Source organism: Ectobacillus soli (genome assembly GCF_042610425.1).
GTDB lineage: Bacteria > Bacillota > Bacilli > Bacillales > Bacillaceae_G > Ectobacillus.
In genome coordinates this window covers 969,462-986,673 of sequence record NZ_JBGJZM010000001.1, presented here as the reverse complement: position 1 = coordinate 986,673, position 17,212 = coordinate 969,462, and the positions used below count along the sequence as shown (strand labels likewise).

General features: G+C 35.7%; 19 protein-coding genes. 4 read left to right on the top strand and 15 right to left on the bottom strand.

The window, feature by feature from the left end; all coding sequences use genetic code 11:
• Positions 1-40: 40 nt before the first annotated feature.
• Entirely contained in the window at positions 41-394 is a 354-nt protein-coding gene (locus ACAN53_RS05170; RefSeq protein WP_379967897.1) for a DUF4870 domain-containing protein, read from the bottom strand.
• 729 nt (positions 395-1,123) lie between these two features.
• Between ACAN53_RS05170 and ACAN53_RS05165 the strand changes: the two genes are divergently transcribed.
• Positions 1,124-1,414 carry an SAV0927 family protein gene (locus ACAN53_RS05165; RefSeq protein WP_379967895.1) on the top strand — a complete coding sequence of 97 codons (291 nt, stop codon included), beginning with the start codon at positions 1,124-1,126 and terminating at the stop codon, positions 1,412-1,414.
• A 221-nt stretch (positions 1,415-1,635) separates the two neighbouring features.
• On the opposite strand, the gene ACAN53_RS05160 is transcribed toward ACAN53_RS05165, so the two are convergent.
• On the bottom strand, positions 1,636-1,950 hold the full coding sequence (locus tag ACAN53_RS05160) for a YckD family protein (RefSeq protein WP_379967893.1): 315 nt from the start codon (positions 1,948-1,950) through the stop codon (positions 1,636-1,638).
• 310 nt (positions 1,951-2,260) lie between these two features.
• Between ACAN53_RS05160 and ACAN53_RS05155 the strand changes: the two genes are divergently transcribed.
• Positions 2,261-2,839, top strand: coding sequence for an HD domain-containing protein (locus ACAN53_RS05155; RefSeq protein ID WP_379967891.1), 579 nt, complete (start codon positions 2,261-2,263; stop codon positions 2,837-2,839).
• Positions 2,840-2,940: 101 nt separating this feature from the next.
• Here the strand turns inward: ACAN53_RS05155 and ACAN53_RS05150 are convergent, their stop codons facing one another.
• Positions 2,941-3,756, bottom strand: a complete 816-nt coding sequence (locus ACAN53_RS05150) for a polysaccharide deacetylase family protein (RefSeq protein WP_379967889.1) — start codon at positions 3,754-3,756, stop codon at positions 2,941-2,943.
• Between the two features lie 302 nt (positions 3,757-4,058).
• On the opposite strand from ACAN53_RS05150, the gene ACAN53_RS05145 reads away from it, so the two are divergent.
• Positions 4,059-4,907: an alpha/beta hydrolase family protein gene (locus ACAN53_RS05145; protein WP_379967887.1), complete on the top strand. Its 849-nt coding sequence runs from the start codon at positions 4,059-4,061 to the stop codon at positions 4,905-4,907.
• 32 nt (positions 4,908-4,939) lie between these two features.
• Here ACAN53_RS05145 and ACAN53_RS05140 read toward each other — a convergent pair whose 3' ends face one another.
• From ACAN53_RS05140 to ssuE, 12 genes are all read right to left on the bottom strand, one after another.
• Positions 4,940-5,626: an ABC transporter ATP-binding protein gene (locus ACAN53_RS05140; RefSeq protein WP_379967885.1), complete on the bottom strand. Its 687-nt coding sequence runs from the start codon at positions 5,624-5,626 to the stop codon at positions 4,940-4,942.
• The gene (locus ACAN53_RS05135; protein WP_379967883.1) at positions 5,623-6,435 is read right to left on the bottom strand and encodes an ABC transporter permease; all 813 of its coding nucleotides are present in this window, start codon (positions 6,433-6,435) and stop codon (positions 5,623-5,625) included. Before ACAN53_RS05135 ends, ACAN53_RS05140 begins: the two co-directional genes overlap by 4 nt.
• 37 nt (positions 6,436-6,472) lie before the next feature.
• Positions 6,473-6,979 (bottom strand): nitrous oxide reductase accessory protein NosL, encoded by a 507-nt coding sequence (locus tag ACAN53_RS05130; RefSeq protein WP_379967881.1) that lies wholly within the window; start codon positions 6,977-6,979, stop codon positions 6,473-6,475.
• A complete protein-coding gene (locus ACAN53_RS05125) occupies positions 6,976-8,250 on the bottom strand; it encodes a right-handed parallel beta-helix repeat-containing protein (RefSeq protein WP_379967879.1) in 1,275 nt (424 codons plus the stop codon). Before ACAN53_RS05125 ends, ACAN53_RS05130 begins: the two co-directional genes overlap by 4 nt.
• A 254-nt stretch (positions 8,251-8,504) precedes the next feature.
• Positions 8,505-8,702, bottom strand: coding sequence for a cold-shock protein (locus tag ACAN53_RS05120; RefSeq protein ID WP_379967877.1), 198 nt, complete (start codon positions 8,700-8,702; stop codon positions 8,505-8,507).
• A gap of 327 nt (positions 8,703-9,029) precedes the next feature.
• Positions 9,030-9,833 (bottom strand): DeoR/GlpR family DNA-binding transcription regulator, encoded by an 804-nt coding sequence (locus ACAN53_RS05115; RefSeq protein WP_379967875.1) that lies wholly within the window; start codon positions 9,831-9,833, stop codon positions 9,030-9,032.
• Entirely contained in the window at positions 9,830-10,834 is a 1,005-nt protein-coding gene (locus ACAN53_RS05110; RefSeq protein ID WP_379967873.1) for an ABC transporter ATP-binding protein, read from the bottom strand. The genes ACAN53_RS05115 and ACAN53_RS05110 overlap by 4 nt, the downstream gene beginning before the upstream one ends.
• 1 nt (position 10,835) lies before the next feature.
• Positions 10,836-11,615 carry an ABC transporter permease gene (locus tag ACAN53_RS05105; protein WP_379967871.1) on the bottom strand — a complete coding sequence of 260 codons (780 nt, stop codon included), beginning with the start codon at positions 11,613-11,615 and terminating at the stop codon, positions 10,836-10,838.
• Positions 11,612-12,457 (bottom strand): ABC transporter permease, encoded by an 846-nt coding sequence (locus ACAN53_RS05100; RefSeq protein ID WP_379967869.1) that lies wholly within the window; start codon positions 12,455-12,457, stop codon positions 11,612-11,614. The genes ACAN53_RS05105 and ACAN53_RS05100 overlap by 4 nt, the downstream gene beginning before the upstream one ends.
• Before the next feature lie 184 nt (positions 12,458-12,641).
• Positions 12,642-13,481: an alkaline phosphatase family protein gene (locus ACAN53_RS05095; protein ID WP_379967867.1), complete on the bottom strand. Its 840-nt coding sequence runs from the start codon at positions 13,479-13,481 to the stop codon at positions 12,642-12,644.
• On the bottom strand, positions 13,471-14,565 hold the full coding sequence (locus ACAN53_RS05090) for an ABC transporter substrate-binding protein (RefSeq protein ID WP_379967865.1): 1,095 nt from the start codon (positions 14,563-14,565) through the stop codon (positions 13,471-13,473). Before ACAN53_RS05090 ends, ACAN53_RS05095 begins: the two co-directional genes overlap by 11 nt.
• 326 nt (positions 14,566-14,891) lie before the next feature.
• Positions 14,892-15,428, bottom strand: coding sequence for an NADPH-dependent FMN reductase (ssuE, locus tag ACAN53_RS05085; protein WP_379967863.1), 537 nt, complete (start codon positions 15,426-15,428; stop codon positions 14,892-14,894).
• 516 nt (positions 15,429-15,944) lie between these two features.
• Here ssuE and ACAN53_RS05080 point away from each other — a divergent pair.
• Positions 15,945-17,123 (top strand): M20 peptidase aminoacylase family protein, encoded by a 1,179-nt coding sequence (locus ACAN53_RS05080; RefSeq protein ID WP_379967861.1) that lies wholly within the window; start codon positions 15,945-15,947, stop codon positions 17,121-17,123.
• Positions 17,124-17,212 lie beyond the last annotated feature (89 nt).

Genomic DNA, 17,212 nt, shown 5'->3' with positions numbered 1-17,212 from the left:
CGGCATAACTGCCGAAGTTTTAGAACACTAGAATACTATTTTATTTGATAAAACGAATAGTAAGAGGGTAACGAAAGTGTTGACCATCCTTTGCTTTAACCGCTGCGATAATAGCAATAACAAGTTGATACACCGCCAGAATAGGGATAAGAATGAGACCGATTAATACAAGAGAAAGTAGGCCTGCAACAATATAATAAATGAGCATACTAATTTGAAAATTTAATGATTCCTTCCCCTCACTATCTACAAACGCACTCTCGTCTTTCTTTACTAACCACACAATTAATGGCCCAACAATAAATCCAATTCCTGTAAAAAATCCAGCTAGCGAGGAGAGATGTGCAAACATCCCCCATAATTTCTCTTCTTTTATTAATTCCTTTTCTGTCATCTTCTCACTCCTCTTATACAATTTTATATAACGCAGACGTTAACTTATTCCTGAAATTATTCATTCACTAAATAGTATTGAAATACATGTACAAATATGCGTAAAAATTCTTTGTGGTTTAGTAATCCAATTATTTTAGGATCAATTCTCAAAACCGAAATGCATGCATATCAATTCCTTTTTCGGCAACGATAATGAACAGAATGGCTAGCAATTAAGAATGGGGTGACACTAGATGAATCTACAATCAGGAACATTGTACTGGCCAACTATATTTCCAAATGCTCCTCAATATCCCTCCTTAGAGGAGGATGTTACATGCGATGTTCTAATTATTGGAGGTGGTTATCTCATCTGCACAATGTGCTTACTATTAAGCGAAACCGGACTGATTCGATGTAGTAATTGTTGATAATCCCTTTAAGAAGAAAGCTGCTCTTTATTTAAATAATGATGCTGAAATCAATCCCTATGTATACACAATTATATACCTAGCATAGGAAGAACTATTTCTGTCTCTTCGTAAATAAGTTCCCTTTTTTTTTGGCCCGTTCCCTGAGTCCAAAAGTAACATTTTTGTGACATAGAAGGAATATACTATACTCTATGGCGAATTTATAAAATTACGTAATAATGTGTACAAGTCGCCATATTTTTAACAATCGTACACAAATTATGGAATCTTCAGCAGCCTATTACGCAAGAGACAATTAAAAAGGAGTGGTAAGAATGAACTTTGATATCTTGTCAGAAGAAAATGAACGGCAAAACATTCATTACTACTGTATTTCAGCTGGTAATCATCGCTATGACTTAACTATCATCTATTCTGTGAAGTTTTTAGGGAAAGCAATGGTCGTCTCTCTTCAAAGTGAACGTATGGCTCTGTTGTGTGATGACGATATACCGAATACGAGCTATTGGGCACCTAAGCTCGGTGTACACCCTGAAGATACAAAGGAAGTAGGAAGATTTTTAACTTATTTGTTAGGGCAAGAACTCCATGCTGATCAGTATTAAGTAAGGAAAAGCCAGGAAAAAGTGCTCTCGAAATGAGAGCATTAAAAAGGTCCCATACAGATGAACAGGTATCGTTCTCATACATACAGAGAACGATACCTGTTTTCTTATTAAAGCAAATGGTAGAACTCTTAGAATAAGGGAGAAAAATCTTGCACATCCATGAAAAAAGGGCACTAAATGAATTTTTTCAGTGTCCTTCTTGAAACAAACCTCTTTCTTTATGGGGTATTCTCTTTTATATGTTGATGGTGTTTATCTCTTTTATGAATAAAACCATTTTTCTCAAGAGTATCGTAGTGTTCTTGTAAATGAACAATCATTGCATCGCCCTTTTCCTTTGTAATCACTCCATACTTTACATACTTGGATATGATTTCTTTCCTTTTTGTTAAAATATCACGTTGCAACGATGCAATCTCTTTTTTCTGCTCAGCTGTAAGAACTTTTTCCGGTTTCATTTCATTAGCATGTGCAAAGTCTTGCCCGCCAAACAGCATAATCAGCAAAACAAGTATTGAAGATAAAATTTTCATTCAAGCACTCTCCTTCACAGTTATCCACGTTAGTTTTCACCAATCTGCAAATACTATACAAACAAATTCGAACTGTTATAGGCAAATCTTTGTCTTCCTTTATTGCCACGTTTTACTTTCATCGAAACATACATACTTTTTCCAGTTTTAAATAAGGAAAATGGAATGAAAATACTTTACGAAACAGCTGTAATACAGTACAATGTTCTGAATATATTAACGAATTCTAACTAATTTTTCGGAAATATGCGGGAAAATAAACATGAATAAAATAAGGGGAAAAATTATGTAGCAAAGGAGAGCGAATGATATGCGTAACGTAACGTTAGAACAATTATATAGTCATCGTATTGTCCAGAAGTATGTAAATCGATCCGGTATGGTGCATGCCTTATCTGTTGCCTATCATGCGTTTCACTTAGCAAAGGAACATAACATTTCTGTAGATTTAGCTACAAAAGCAGGATTCTTACATGATATCGGACATTATACTTGGTACAATAATGGTAAATGGGACTATGATTTATATAAGAAGAACGATATTCATGCGATTAAAGGCGCTGAACGTGCACATAAACTACTTATTCGTTTAGGAGAAAATCCAAAAGATGCGAAAGAAATTTCACTCGCTATATTACTTCATACCGATTCATACTTACCCGGCGCTATTATACAAAGAAGCACACTACAGCAAATTGTAAAAACAGCAGATGAAATGGATGAAGAGCTAGGTGGAAACCATCATTATCGCAGAATTTCTCAAGAAAAGGCACTTAGTGCCATACGACGTTTGGATGAAATGATAGAATGTTATCTAAATGGCTCTCTGATTTCTATGAAGAATACTCCAACTAACCATACTAATTGCAGAAAACTAGTTCACGAATAAGGTAAACTTAATTTGATGATAGTCCATAACAAATATACCCAAAAAAGGCCTTTACTTTTTGTAAAGGCCTTTTTTGGAGGAAGTATAATAGAAGTGTCTTTTTATAACCGATTGTCGTGCCAAAAATTCAGGCTGAAATGTTCTTGATCACTATACACTTCAAATTCATAGCCCTTGTCTTTAACCGCCTTAATAACTGCAGGAAGCGCATCTAAAGATTGTTGATGAATATCATGCATAAGAATAACTTCACGATTTCCTTTAGCTTGCGATACAACATTTTGTACAATAGCAGGAACTGATTTATCCGCGGGTACTTTATTATATTTCCAGTCCAAAGAATCAATCGTCCAATCCCAAATCTTTAAATGAGCATCCGCCACTTTATCACGCAATTGTTGATTTAAACCAGGCATAGATCCATATGGTGGACGTACTAAATGAGATTCCACCCCAGAGATTTTTTTAATTAGTTGTTGATCTTCTTCCATTTCATTAACAAAATCGCCTTGAACATACAACTTTTTATAATCATGCGACATACTATGCATGCCCACATAATTTCCTTCTTTTACTTCTCTTTGCACAAGATCTTTGTACTGCTCAGCATGAGAACCAATTAGGAAAAAAGTTGCCTTAATATTGTTTTGTTTCAAAATGTCCAATACTTGGGCTGTAAATTTACCTGGGCCATCATCAAAAGTTAAGTATGCTACTTTTCGAATTTGACCATTAAATTGCACCGGTTCTTCCTTCAAAGAACTCGATGTAGGAATTGTAGCAAGTTCCTGAACCGTTTGTGTTTTCGTTTCACTTGCAGCAGCTGCTGTTTTTTGATTAGAAGAACAACCTACAGCGACTGAGAAAACACCCATACACAGGATTGCAAGCATTCCTACTTTTTTCAAGCTAATCATCTTTTAATCCCCCTGTTTGTAACTTCCTAGTACTCTATAATCATACTCTATACTTAATCTATTTTGTAGTTAATTAATAATAAATTTCATTCGAATACACAATAGATATAGGTAAAATGTTTTTTCACTCTTAACTACCACTACTTTACATTTAATAGATTATCTCTAACAAAATCAAAATACCTTTTTAAGAGACGTAGACCAATCCGTTTCTTCCCCAAATCATGCATATATCTTGCGATTACTATTCACTAGCGTTATTGTTTTTGATATAGCAATTCAATTTATTGGAGATGGATACAATGATTTACCATGTTACTTATATTTCAAATGGATTAAAGATAAAAGGGTACTTAGGAATTCCAAATGAATACGACCTTCCCCTTTCACATATACAAAACGAAATAAGAATCCTATACGGAGAACATACACTTCCCATTACAAAACTTACTTGTTCCTTACAACGACCAACAAAGAACATCATGTCCTACCAACTGCCTGGACTTATTTATTGCAGAGGTGGCATATGGAAAGTGGGGAAAGTTCGTACGAGTTGGATTGAGGAATATACGAATTTTGGCTATGTAGTATTTGCTCCTGCTTACCAAGGAAATGAAGGCGGAGAAGGACGAGATGAATTCGGAGGAGCAGACAAGCACGATGTAGCTGCAGCCTATGAATTGCTAGAGCAACTCCCCTTTTGTAATGGAAACATTTCTATTCTAGGATTTTCCCGAGGATCGATTAATGCAACGCAAGCAGCGGCTGAACTCGGAAATATACAATCACTCATACTTTGGGGTGGTGTATCTGACGTTACAAAAACATATGAAGAACGGATTGAACTAAGAAGAATGTTAAAACGAGTCTTACATGGGACTCCTGCAAGAAATCCAGCTGCTTATCAACAACGATCTCCTATTCATATGACACATGATATCCATTGTCCCGTTCTAATTATACATGGAACAAATGATGTCCAAGTTGATTATAGTCATGGTCAAGCCATGTATGAAGCTTTAAAAGACAATAAGGCAGAAGTAGAACTGTTACCACTGAAAGGCTACGGACATCACCTACCGCCAGATGTTCGCAATGAAACGTTACAAAAAATGTTTCATTGGATTACCCATACATACAACCGGAAATAATAGTAATTCATTTTTCCGGCTGTACTGCTATTCTAGCTTCGATAAAGCTTTAATAACTGTAATGTCATTTGCTCCTTATCGTCACTATGAAAAAATTGATGGGTGACTTTACCTTCATTCAAAAACAAAATGATATCAGCCAATTCTGCCGCTACGTCCATCATATGAGTCGAAAAAATAGTAATTTGATTTCTTTCTTTTATAAGCTTCATGAACATACGAATCCAATATGGATCAAGCCCATTTGTTGGTTCATCTAATAGAAGAAGAGTTGGGTTTCCTATATATGCTTGCCCCAGTAATAGACGCTGTCTCATTCCTTTTGATAGCTGTTTAATTTGCATGTTCTTTTGTTTTACCAAGTCAATCTTTTCAATCAATTCATCGACTTCTTCCCGTTTTACTTGCCGAAAATGCGCATAAAAATTTAGAAATTCTTCTACACTTAGCATTTCTTGTGCAGAAAAATCGTCTGGCATATATCCAATGTGAGAAACATATTGTTTTCTCTGTTTGCTCACATCCATATCATATAAATGAATTGAACCTGTAGATGGTAAAGCTAAGCCCGCAAGCATTTGTAAACATGTGCTTTTTCCAGCTCCATTTCCTCCACATAGTGCAATAGTGGTACCTTCTTCAACTTTTAAAGAAAATGGGTGAAAAACTGTCGTTTGCTTATACATCTTAGAAATATTAGTTATTTCTAGTACTGTCATTGCCATCTCCCCCTCTCAAGCTTCCATGAGGCAACCAGAAGGCATAGCAATGAAAAAATAATCGTGTACACCAGTAATAACGTCCAGCCAAATGGTGTACTAAGCGATACAATAAGAGTGTCATAGGTTTGACCAAAAACAGAGCCCCCATTTAATGTGACTATGAATACAACCCTCAATAATTCGGCAGGATTGAAAAATAAAATACTCTTTAGTATAGGGGAAATCCAAGTATAAGGAACAAATGAAAGAATTGCAATAATCATAGATGGCCACATAATAATAAGTAAAAACCAAACTATAACTGACGAAACAAGTGCCTGCCACCTAGTGTGTACCAACGCCCCTACACTAACGCCAAGTAAAAGGAAAAGTAATAAGAGCCATACACTGAAGATAAACAATGCTACTGTCCACTCCAAAGAAAGCGGAATACCAAACAATAACCCAATCAACATGCTTGTACCAAAGCTCATTGTAAATAAAATGAGCTGAGCTGTAGCCTGTCCCCCGTATTTTCCTATCACATAGGAGAAGGATGAAATTGGATATGTGCAAAGCAACTTCCATTGACCATTTTCCATTTCATTTGCTATTGTAAATGACCCGATGATAAGCATAAAAAGTGGAATCATATACAGGACAAGATTGACTGTAGTCCCTGTTACATTTGTATAAGATGATAAGGAAGAAACATTCTTCACAAGTTGGAATAACAAAGAATTCACAACGACCCACAATATGAAAAATGCATAGAACGAACGTTGTCTCATCGAAATGCGCCATTCCGTGCGCCAAATATGCCACATAAAGCATGCCCCCTAGAGAAAAAACGATTTTTTCTTCTTAATTAGTAGGATTCATGGCTTTATTATCCTTCATCATTTTCATCATTTCTTTATTCATTTCCCACTTATGATTATTTAAATCTTCATATGACAGTACTGATCCCTTTTGATTTTTCACATACGATTCAGCGTCGGATTTATTTTGAAATGAAATAACATTGTATGCCATTGGTGTTTTAATAGATGTTTCATACACATAGGTTGCTTTCTCAGATGGCACCCATTCTTTTGTATTATAATCGCGTACAAATTTTGCTTGAAGCTTTTCACCGCTATTTTCTTGTAACCATTTATACATACAGCCAATATCATCAAATTTAAGTGCTTTTCCATTTTCTAAAACCACTTCCGTCGCATATTGATTGTTCGTTACAGCCATATTGCATGTTGCACATTTATCATTTTTTTCGTCAACTGCTACCGGATTCACTGCCTGTTTTCCACATGCCGCTAAAATTGTAATGATAACCAATACTAATACAGTTGATACAAACCCTTTTTTCATATTCGTTTCCTCCCAATTAGAAATAAAAGTACACTTAGAGCTACCATGACCACACTTATTAGTACTAGATATGTGACTGGCTGAGACCGATTTTCCTGTTTCAACGAACGTTGAACAACAGGATTCCAATCTGTTAACACTGCTGTATCTGGACTTTTTAATAGTTTTTGTAATAAAAACATCCCTGGTGCTTGAAAAAACACCCGATATTCCGGTATATTACTCGTTAATGTTAGAAAAAATGGGTCCATTCTATATGGAATGATACTAATTCCTTTACCTGTCGTATCAAGTTTTACGGATGAATCCCAAAAGTTTGTAGCAAATTGATTGTTTGAACTATTTACAGCTTGTGCTTCAACTACATTTCCAATAAAATCATTTTGTTGGACAGCTTGGTTGTTTGCATTCTTTAACTGAATTCCAACAAAATTTCCTTGCACCATATTGGTATACAATTTATTTTGTTCCGATTTTTCAACATAAATTCCGACTCTGTTATATGAAATCGTATTTTGAAAAATGTTTGTACGATTTGCATCATACAAAAGTAACCCTTGAGCATTTACATTATTCGAATTGTACGAAAAGGTATTATTGGATATGGTCGTACGATTTGCTTCCATTACCATCGCACCAGTAACATTATGCTCGGAATGGTTTGCGTTAAGCACCACATCATCTGAAAACATAAGGTGCATTCCATATCTAGATTGTTCAATCGAATTACGCTCAATGACATTATGATTACTATTTTCTAAATAGATGCCATCTCTAGCATGTGTGATACCCGTGTTTGAAATCAAATTATCCTTGGACTCCCAGAGATCAATCCCGTTTTTTTGACCACTGCCATCCACTAAGCTATTGATTATCGTAATGTGAGACGCTTTATCTAATTGAATGCCCGTCTGCATAGCACGTACATGGATAGAATTCAACATATGCCCATTACCAGTCACATATATTGCAGGTACATCTTGACCACCTTCACATTTCTCAACAGTTATATTTTTCACTGCCACCCCTTTTCCTTTTACAACTAACGAAGGTGTATCTGTGCAAGAAACGATCTTTGTATCCGCAGTTCCTTCTAACGAAATGGGCTTTTCTATAATAATGGCTTCGTTATATACACCATCTACGTGAATCACACTATTTTCTGGCGCCTCATCGATTCGAGATTGTAATGATTGTGCCCATGCCGTACTTTGAAAAGGAAAGAAAAATAGTAATATTACCAAGATTAGTATAGATTTAACCGCTTTCATTTCCACATTCCTCTCAAGCAGAAAATGATAAATCTCACATTTCTCACGTTACAATGTAAGATACCAAAAAAATGTGTTGAAAATGCGAAGAAATCATGTGAGTTTTTTGAAATAGAAAAAAATTTGTACTATGTGGTAAGGGATTTACATATATAGCTGCATGAGCCCTTAGACTGTGGGGAAGATTTACATAATTTCTGCACAAAAAAGCTGACTACAAACATAGTTTGTAGTCAGCTTTTTGGATGTTACAATTATTTTGTAACGTTAGCTGCTTGTGGTCCACGAGCGCCTTGAACGATTTCAAAAGAAACAGTTTGGCCTTCTTCTAAAGTTTTGAAGCCTTCTCCTTGAATTGCAGAGAAATGAACGAATACATCGTCTTGACCTTCAACTTCGATGAAACCAAAACCTTTTTCTGCATTAAACCATTTTACTTTACCTTGTAACATAATCTTTTCCTCCTGCGTGGATTGCCCACATTGTTTTACCATTCTTGCTCTTCATACTCTTTCAAGACGATGTTATAACAAACACTCTTTAAACAATATACCGAACAAAAATAATTTATTTAATTATAACAGATTAATAAAAAAAAAGAAATAAAACAAAGTAAAAATCCCTTCATTTCGAGTCATTATTATTGCTAAAACTAAACAAATTTAAACGTATATTATTTAATACTGCTAGTCTCTTATCAGACTATTTTCATTATCCCAATGGTTTCATCATTCTCTTCATTTTCTCAAATGTTGCTAACGCTTAAATATAAATGATAGTCAACCTTCATATTCTGCACCGATCTCTGCAATAACCCACCGCAGCATTGTATCTAGCTGACGGTTCTTCCATTCTTTTGGCATAGCTTGATCACAAATAATATAATCCACTTTGGATAACGAACATATTGAATAAAAAGCTTCATTTTCCAGTTTAGAAGAATCAGCCATGAGAAATACTTGATTAGCTCGTTCCACCATAACTGACGAAACTACACATTCCTCACAATCATAGTCACTCACGCTGTCAATCGAAATACCTCCACATGATAAAAATACTTTATCAAAGCGGAAATTCTCTAAAAATTTACATGTTAGTGCACCAACAATCGATTTTTGTTCTGGATTTGTTACGCCACCTAGAACAATAACTTTTCCTTCAAATTCTTTATTTTCTAGTCGGTTGTTTAGCTCTTGTGCCGCAGCTAACGAATTCGTTACGATTGTAACTCCTCTAACTCCGCTTATGCTACTAGCAAGATGGATTGTAGTCGTTCCTACGTCAATCATCACAGTGTCTCCATCTTTAATAAACTCCGCAGTTTTTTCACCAATAGCTTTTTTTTCATTGGCATATAAATTCATCTTTTTTACAAAATGAGGTTCGTTGTTCGTTTGATGATATTTGACTGCACCTCCATGTATCCGTTGCAGTTTTTTTTCACTTTCTAAAATATCTAAATCACGACGAATCGTTTCAGGTGTTACTCCTAATTCCTTGGCAAGTGTGGTTACAAACACTTTCTTCTCTTTCGAAAGTTTTGCAATTATATATTGGTGGCGTTCTGTAAACATTACATTCATTGCAGTGCAATCACATCCTGTTTTCTAAGATACACTTTCATCGTTTCATTCATTTGGATATGTCCTGATGAATGATGCAATTGCTCCACCACTACTGGAATTCCGAAGCAATCCATCTCATAGCGAATCACTTTCCCTAACATCATCGTTCTTAACACCTTTCCTGACAACTCATAGCTATTTTCTACCTGTAAAGTAGAAAATGCTTCAGGTCGAATGGCATACAGATTCGTAGTAAGCTCTTTTTTCTCCCCAATTAACTGTACCATTTGTTTCTTTTCTAAAACGTTATAATTTCCAATAAATCTCGCAACAAATTCATTTGCAGGATGCGTATAAATTTCATGTGGTGTTCCACTTTGAGCAATATGTCCAGCGTTTAATATATAAATACGATCACTAACTGCCATTGCTTCTTCTTGATCATGCGTAACAAGAATCATTGTCATATTTAGCTTTTGTTGAATCATACGAAGTTGTTTTTGTAAATTTTTTCGAATTTGCGCATCAAGTGCACTTAGCGGTTCATCAAGAAGGAGCACTTTCGGTTCCGTTACGAGTGAACGTGCTAATGCTACACGTTGTTGTTGACCACCTGATAATTCACGTGGATATGCTTTTTCTTTTTCTGATAAGCCTACGAGTTTAATTATACTTGCTACTTTTTCTTGAATTGCTTGTTTACTAAATTTTTTCATAGTAAGTCCAAATGCTATGTTTTCTTCCACTGTCATATTAGGAAATAGTGCATAGGATTGAAAGACCATACCAACTTGACGATCTTTAGCCACGACATTCGTTACATCTTGTCCATCTATTTTAATTATACCTTGTTCAGGATTTGTTAACCCTGCCACGATTCGCAGCAGTGTACTTTTCCCGCAGCCACTTGGTCCTAAGAGAGTCACGAATTCCCCTTTATTTATAGTAAGCTGTAATTCATGAAGTACAGTTTGATGTTGAAAGGACTTACTAACCTTTTCAATCGTTACATATCCCATATTAGAAGGTCTCCTTTTTTGTTCGAATCATTTTAACAATAACAATAGAGAGAATACAGATTAAGAGGAAGTAACAAACGACAATAGCACTTGCTAAATGTCCACTTTCATTTAGTTTTTTATATAAATAAATTTGGACTGTTTCAAAATTTCCTCCGGCTAACATGTTAATAAGTACGAACTCTCCAAATAAAATGGAAAAAGAAAGCAAAGATGAAACGAGAACTCCTGAAGTGATATTTGGTAAAACTACCTTTCTAAATGCAGTAAATTGACTCGCTCCTAAAATTTGTGCGGACTCCATTAACGTTGCTGCATTAACATTTCGAAGACTATTTCGTGTACCTTGATACATATAAGGTAGAATACTTACAAAGTAAGCACCAATTGTAACAAATACCATAGAAATTCCGCTTCCAGAATAAGCACGAATCAACCCAACGGCTATAATAACCCCTGGCATTGCATACGTCATTACAATTATAGCTTGGATGAATTTTTCCAATTTTGGTGCATATAAAACGATTGAAAAAACAGCCGGAACCATAATGACAAGTGCAAGAATTGTTGTTCCTACAGTGACAAGAAGAGACCGAACAAGCGAATTAATAAATCGCGGATCATTGAATAAGGCTACATACCACTCAAATGTAAATCCCTCCGGCAAAACGGTTTTATGCCACTGCGTTGCAAAGGAATAGGCCAGAGTAGCAAGGAGAGGAACAACTAAATAGAGAAAGACAATTCCAATCGATACATAGTGAAAGCCAGAACGTTTCATGATAAATCCCTCCGTACTTTACCAGTTAGCCATTCATTGATCACCATCGCTATGACAAGTGTTAAACCAAGAATACAAGCAATGGCACTTCCGAGCTCTGGTTGTGCAAAAATATCCCCAGTTGTAAGTGCGCCGATACGAATCGTTACTAGATTGTACGTGCTTCCAGTAAGTGCATAGGCCGATGCATAGGCACCCATTGCGTTAGCAAATAAAATACTGAATGTTCCTGCTAGACTTGGGAGCATAATAGGAACTCCAATACGAAGCCAAAATTGAAACGTAGAAGCCCCTAATAAGGATGCCGCTTCCTTCCATTGCGTTTGAATTCCTTGATATACTGGATAAAGCAACATTACAGCTAGCGGCAATTGGAAGTAAACGTAAATGAGCACTAACCCAGTCCAGGAATATAAATTAAACGATTGAAATACAGAAAGCCCTAATTTTTCAAAAAGAATCGTAAACAAACCGCTATTTCCTAACAATACGATAAAAGCAAAAGCTAATGGAATACCAGCAAAATTGGATGTTAGGTTAGCAAATATTAAAATTCGATCTTGTATCGTTTTGGAAAAACGTGTAATCGAGTATGCTGCAAATACGGCTATTATAATTGCAATCAAACTAGACGAGAAAGAAATAAGAATACTATTTTGAAAGGCTTGATGATAGTACGGATTCTTAAATATTTCCTCGTATTGCTTCAATGTGAACCCTGTGCCTCCATCCTCTTGAAAACTTCCATAGAGCATAAAGCAAAGTGGAATCAATAAAAAGAGAATAACGAAAATAAAAAACGGAATGATACTATACACGAGCATTCCATTGATTCGCTTCAATATAAAAACTCCCTTCAACGAGTACAAACTTTGAACATACACATTTATAAAGAATAAGGTGACGTGAAAAGAGATAAACATATCTCTTTTTGCGTCACCTCACGAAATGAACTCATTCTTGCATCTTACTTAACCCTTATTTTCACATTCTCATATCGGTTCGAGCATAAACGAATATGTTTGTCTAATCTTCGATGAATGATGTTTCGTTAACGAAAGGAATAGATAAATGCTGCATAGCTGCTGATGGTTGGATTGATAATAATTCACACGCAAGCGGCGCAATTTGTAATTGCGGAATCACTTCATCATGGACTCCTGCTTGTACACGGTCACTTATGATGAACAAGGGAACATCCCGATCTGCATATGTCGTTCCTCCATGCTGCCCATCATCATTCATTCCATGATCAGCTGTAATAATAATTTGATAACCGGCTTCCATCCAACTTGGCAAAATACTTGCTAAAAGAATATCAGTTGCAATAGCCCGATTTCGATACCCCTTCGAATCAGCCGTATATTTATGTCCGTCATCATCAATATTCATTGAATGTACATACAAAAAATCCGGATGATAGGCTTGCAATAAATAATTGGCATCAGCGAAAAGATGAGAATCTGGATAATGATCCTCCCAGTAGAAAATACCGTGTTCAATAGGATTCTCACTATCTAGTTGTATTCTGTCTGTTGCTGGATTAAAAGGTGCTTTATTATAAAGCTCACTCACCCAATAATACGATGCTGATGCGTTTTTCAAGCCGTTTTTCTTTGTCAAATGAAACAAGCTTTCTTCATGTGACAACCGAACAGTTTGATTCGTAGTAATACCATTTTTGTATGCTGGTGTACCTGTTAGTAGCACTTCGTAAAGTGGACGAGAAAGACTTGGTAATTCTGATTCCACTTTATATCTTGCAGCTAATCCTTTTTCAACGAGATGATGTACATATCCCATTTGAGAGACGGCTGTATCATAGCGCAGACCGTCTAGCATGATAAATATGAGTTTATTTGACATTAATTAACACCTGTTCTTGCCAAGATTGCATTAATGTTTTAGTCGTTTGTTCCCAAGCCTTAAAGTCTTTAATAGGTTTTACGTTTTTATACATTTCGTTTGGAAGAAGTTTTGCCTTTGCATCTTCTGGTAATTTTACATTTTCACGAATTGGACGTGCATATCCGCGTGCAAGATTTGCTTGACCTTCATCAGAGAATATATATTCACGAGCAAGTTTTGCTGCGTTTGGATGTTTTGCATACTTGTTAATGATTGTTGTGTAACCAGAAATAACGGAAGCTTCTTGCGGAATCACTACATCAAAGCGGTTTTTGTCGATTTGGTCACGATAGTTTAATCCGTTGAAATCCCAAACGATAGATACTGCATCTTCACCTTTTTCTAGCGTGTTTACTTTCGGATCCGTTGTTTTAAGGCGTCCTTGTTTTGCTAGCTTAGCAAAGAAATCAATACCCGGTTTAATATTCGTTTCATCTCCGCCATTTGCAAATGCTGCTGCTAATACGGCAAATTGCGCTTGGTTAGCCTTTAGTACATCTCCAATTGTTACTTTATAATCACCATTTTCAAGATCTTTCCATGATTTAGGAGGATTTTTTACTTTTGTTTTATCTGTAATAAATGCGATTGAACCTGTATAAGCGACTGCCCAATCTCCGTTTTCATCTTTAGCCCAAGAAGGAATTTCATCCCAGTGAGATGGTTTATAAGGTTGTGTTAATCCCTTTTGTTTTGCTAATGGCCCAAATGCGATACCAACGTCTCCGATATCAGCTGTGGCATTATCCTTTTCAGATTCAAACTTTGCAAGTTCTTCTGCACTCGACATATCCGTGTCAGTATGTTTGATACTGTATTTCGTTTGCAAATCGTCCCAAGTACCTTTCCAGTTTGCCCAAGAATCAGGCATACCAATTGAAGTAACCGTACCTTCTACTTTTGCCTTCTTTGTAATGTCTTCCAAAGAAACCTTTGTGTCTGTTGTTTTTGCAGGTTCAGCTTGCTTTGTTGAACATGCAACCAGTAATGATATAGATAGTGCCCCTGCTGTTCCAATCTTAAGTAAAGATTTGAAATTCATCGGAACGTGCCTCCCATTTTTGTTTTGTTTTTGTTTTTGTTTGTTTAACAACTAAAATACTAAACAAACAAAGTAAATGGGATATTAAACAAATATTAATTTTAAACAGAGTTACGTAAATAGTTTGTAAATGATTCTTTATTATTTGTTTTTTTATATGTAAAAGTACATACATTGCTTCCATTTGCAAAATAAAAACAAGAAGCGATCCTAGTAGAATCGTTCCTTGTTCTCTATGAAAAATATTAGCTTATTTCTTAATGTATATACTTACTATCTGACCTATTTCAAAAGAAACTATCTCCTAAAATTTAAAGTTAAGTTATTCACTTTTTTAGAACGAGATTATTACTAGATAATAATAGTTCTTCTACTGACTTATATAAACGTTCTGCTGTATATGAATCCGTTATCGATCCATCTGCAGATACGTATTCATCTAAAATAAACGTTCCAGCAAGCACATGCTCACCACCCAGCACTCCTATTAAAGGTTTTAAGCCATATTCAATACTAAGAACATGATTAAGGGTACCACCTATTGCAATGGGGATAACTACTTTTCCCTTTAAACTATTTTGCGGTAATAAATCTAACAACGCCTTTAATGCTCCCGTATAGGTCGCCTTATAAACTGGTGTTGCAATAATAACTGCACTCGAATTTAGTACTGTCGTAGCAAATTCTTGAATGGCTGAACTTTCAAAATTTGCAAATAAAACATCTTCAGCGCGAAAATCAGTTACCTCGAAAGTTTGCGAACTTCCTCCACGCTCCTCAATAAAGGATGCGATATGATGAATCACCCTTGCCGTTCTCGAATTTTTTGATACCCCACCAGAAATTAAAATGATATTACCCATTTGAAATCCTCCTACGCATTTATTATTAAAAAACCAGTTTCCTCTAAAATGAAGTAATTACTCCTTACCTACTGCCAGCGAAAAAAAATCAAAAAGACCCCTGATAAACAGGCGCCTTTGGTTTTCCAATCAGCATTCTGTATGTTTCGAGTTACGCGAAATCTAGCTTTATATTAAAAATGTAAACTGTGATTTAAATCATAATATATATTACCTATCAATTTAATTGGTTTTAATCATTGAATACAATATAAATTGATTTAGATAAGTTGTCAATGCTATTTTCCATATCACTCATTTTTTCTATTAGAATACTATATAAGTATAAATCCATCTTGACTTATAAGAATTATGAGTTTATTATGTATATACTTTTATAAATGCTGATTGGATTACCAAAGGCACCTACCGACTTACAAAATGGATAGGTGCCTTATTTTTATAAGGAAATAAATTCTCGTACAAATGGTTTAATAGTTATGTGAGGATTATCCAAAGTGAAAGGACGGATTATATATGACTAAAACGAATTTTCAAACCATGGTTCCTCATTTGCAAAATAAACTAGTGGAAATCCGACGACATTTACATGAATACCCTGAACTATCGCGGCAAGAATTTCAAACGTCAGTATACATTAGAGAACTACTAGAAGATGCAGATATATCTATATTGCCATCTTCGCTCGAGACAGGTGTTATAGCAGAAATCAAGGGAAACGGACCAGTTATTGCTCTTCGTGCAGATATTGATGCATTGCCGATTACTGAAGAAACAAATCTCCCTTACGCTTCAAAAAACCTTGGTAAAATGCACGCCTGCGGTCATGATTTTCATACCGCTTCCATCCTAGGTGCTGCTTATTTATTAAAGCAGAAAGAAACGCATCTTAAAGGTACCGTACGATTCATCTTCCAAGCTGCAGAAGAAAATAGCAGTGGGGCTAAAGATGTCATAAAGGCAGGACTACTAAACGATGTAACTGCTATTTTTGGTTTGCATAACAAGCCAGATCTCTCTGTAGGTACAATTGGGATTACAGAAGGACCGCTAATGGCCAGTGTAGACCGATTTGAAATTCAAATTGATGGAAAAGGAACTCATGCAGCTGCTCCGCATAGAGGAATCGATCCAATTGTGACAGCATCTCACATCATTTTAGCTTTGCAATCCATCGTCAGTCGAAGTATAAATCCCCTTCATAGTGCAGTAATAAGTGTAACAAACCTCCATGCAAGAAACACATGGAATGTAATTCCCGGAACTGTTACATTAGAAGGTACTGTTCGAACCTTTCAAGACGATGTACGCAACACCATTCCTGAGAAAATTCGTCAAATTATACAGGGAGTTGCATCTGCCTTGGGAGGGATAGCATCATTACATTGGTATCCAGGACCGCCGTCTATTCAAAATGATTCTCTACTTACGGAATTATGCCAAAATGCAGCAACTTTAAATGGACTTTCTATTGTAGATCCGCAGCCCTCAATGGCAGGAGAAGACTTTGCCTACTACCAAAGGGAGGTTCCAGGCTTTTTCGTTTTTATGGGGACGTCTGGTACCGAAGAATGGCATCATCCCTCTTTCACTTTAGATGAACGTGCTCTATCTATCACTGCCCATTATTTCGCAACTTTAGCAGAAAAAGCGCTACTGGGATTAAGCAAAAGTAACGATTTTCACTCATCATGAAACAGGATAGAATTTGATTTATAAAATCCGACATACAAAAAAACAAAACACTTCACAAATCATAAAAAAAGATGTAAAATTCATATATT

Excerpts from the sequence above, each read along its gene's own strand:
- ACAN53_RS05140 (WP_379967885.1), bottom strand. The coding sequence starts at position 5,626 with ATGACAGTACTAGAAATAACTAATATTTCTAAGATGTATAAGCAAACG.
- ACAN53_RS05110 (WP_379967873.1), bottom strand. The coding sequence starts at position 10,834 with ATGGGATATGTAACGATTGAAAAGGTTAGTAAGTCCTTTCAACATCAA.
- ACAN53_RS05170 (WP_379967897.1), bottom strand. The coding sequence starts at position 394 with ATGACAGAAAAGGAATTAATAAAAGAAGAGAAATTATGGGGGATGTTT.
- ACAN53_RS05165 (WP_379967895.1), top strand. The coding sequence starts at position 1,124 with ATGAACTTTGATATCTTGTCAGAAGAAAATGAACGGCAAAACATTCAT.
- ACAN53_RS05105 (WP_379967871.1), bottom strand. The coding sequence starts at position 11,615 with ATGAAACGTTCTGGCTTTCACTATGTATCGATTGGAATTGTCTTTCTC.
- ACAN53_RS05145 (WP_379967887.1), top strand. The coding sequence starts at position 4,059 with ATGATTTACCATGTTACTTATATTTCAAATGGATTAAAGATAAAAGGG.
- ACAN53_RS05120 (WP_379967877.1), bottom strand. The coding sequence starts at position 8,702 with ATGTTACAAGGTAAAGTAAAATGGTTTAATGCAGAAAAAGGTTTTGGT.
- ssuE (WP_379967863.1), bottom strand. The coding sequence starts at position 15,428 with ATGGGTAATATCATTTTAATTTCTGGTGGGGTATCAAAAAATTCGAGA.
- ACAN53_RS05130 (WP_379967881.1), bottom strand. The coding sequence starts at position 6,979 with ATGAAAAAAGGGTTTGTATCAACTGTATTAGTATTGGTTATCATTACA.
- ACAN53_RS05115 (WP_379967875.1), bottom strand. The coding sequence starts at position 9,833 with ATGAATGTAATGTTTACAGAACGCCACCAATATATAATTGCAAAACTT.
- ACAN53_RS05125 (WP_379967879.1), bottom strand. The coding sequence starts at position 8,250 with ATGAAAGCGGTTAAATCTATACTAATCTTGGTAATATTACTATTTTTC.
- ACAN53_RS05160 (WP_379967893.1), bottom strand. The coding sequence starts at position 1,950 with ATGAAAATTTTATCTTCAATACTTGTTTTGCTGATTATGCTGTTTGGC.
- ACAN53_RS05150 (WP_379967889.1), bottom strand. The coding sequence starts at position 3,756 with ATGATTAGCTTGAAAAAAGTAGGAATGCTTGCAATCCTGTGTATGGGT.
- ACAN53_RS05095 (WP_379967867.1), bottom strand. The coding sequence starts at position 13,481 with ATGTCAAATAAACTCATATTTATCATGCTAGACGGTCTGCGCTATGAT.
- ACAN53_RS05155 (WP_379967891.1), top strand. The coding sequence starts at position 2,261 with ATGCGTAACGTAACGTTAGAACAATTATATAGTCATCGTATTGTCCAG.
- ACAN53_RS05080 (WP_379967861.1), top strand. The coding sequence starts at position 15,945 with ATGACTAAAACGAATTTTCAAACCATGGTTCCTCATTTGCAAAATAAA.
- ACAN53_RS05135 (WP_379967883.1), bottom strand. The coding sequence starts at position 6,435 with ATGTGGCATATTTGGCGCACGGAATGGCGCATTTCGATGAGACAACGT.
- ACAN53_RS05090 (WP_379967865.1), bottom strand. The coding sequence starts at position 14,565 with ATGAATTTCAAATCTTTACTTAAGATTGGAACAGCAGGGGCACTATCT.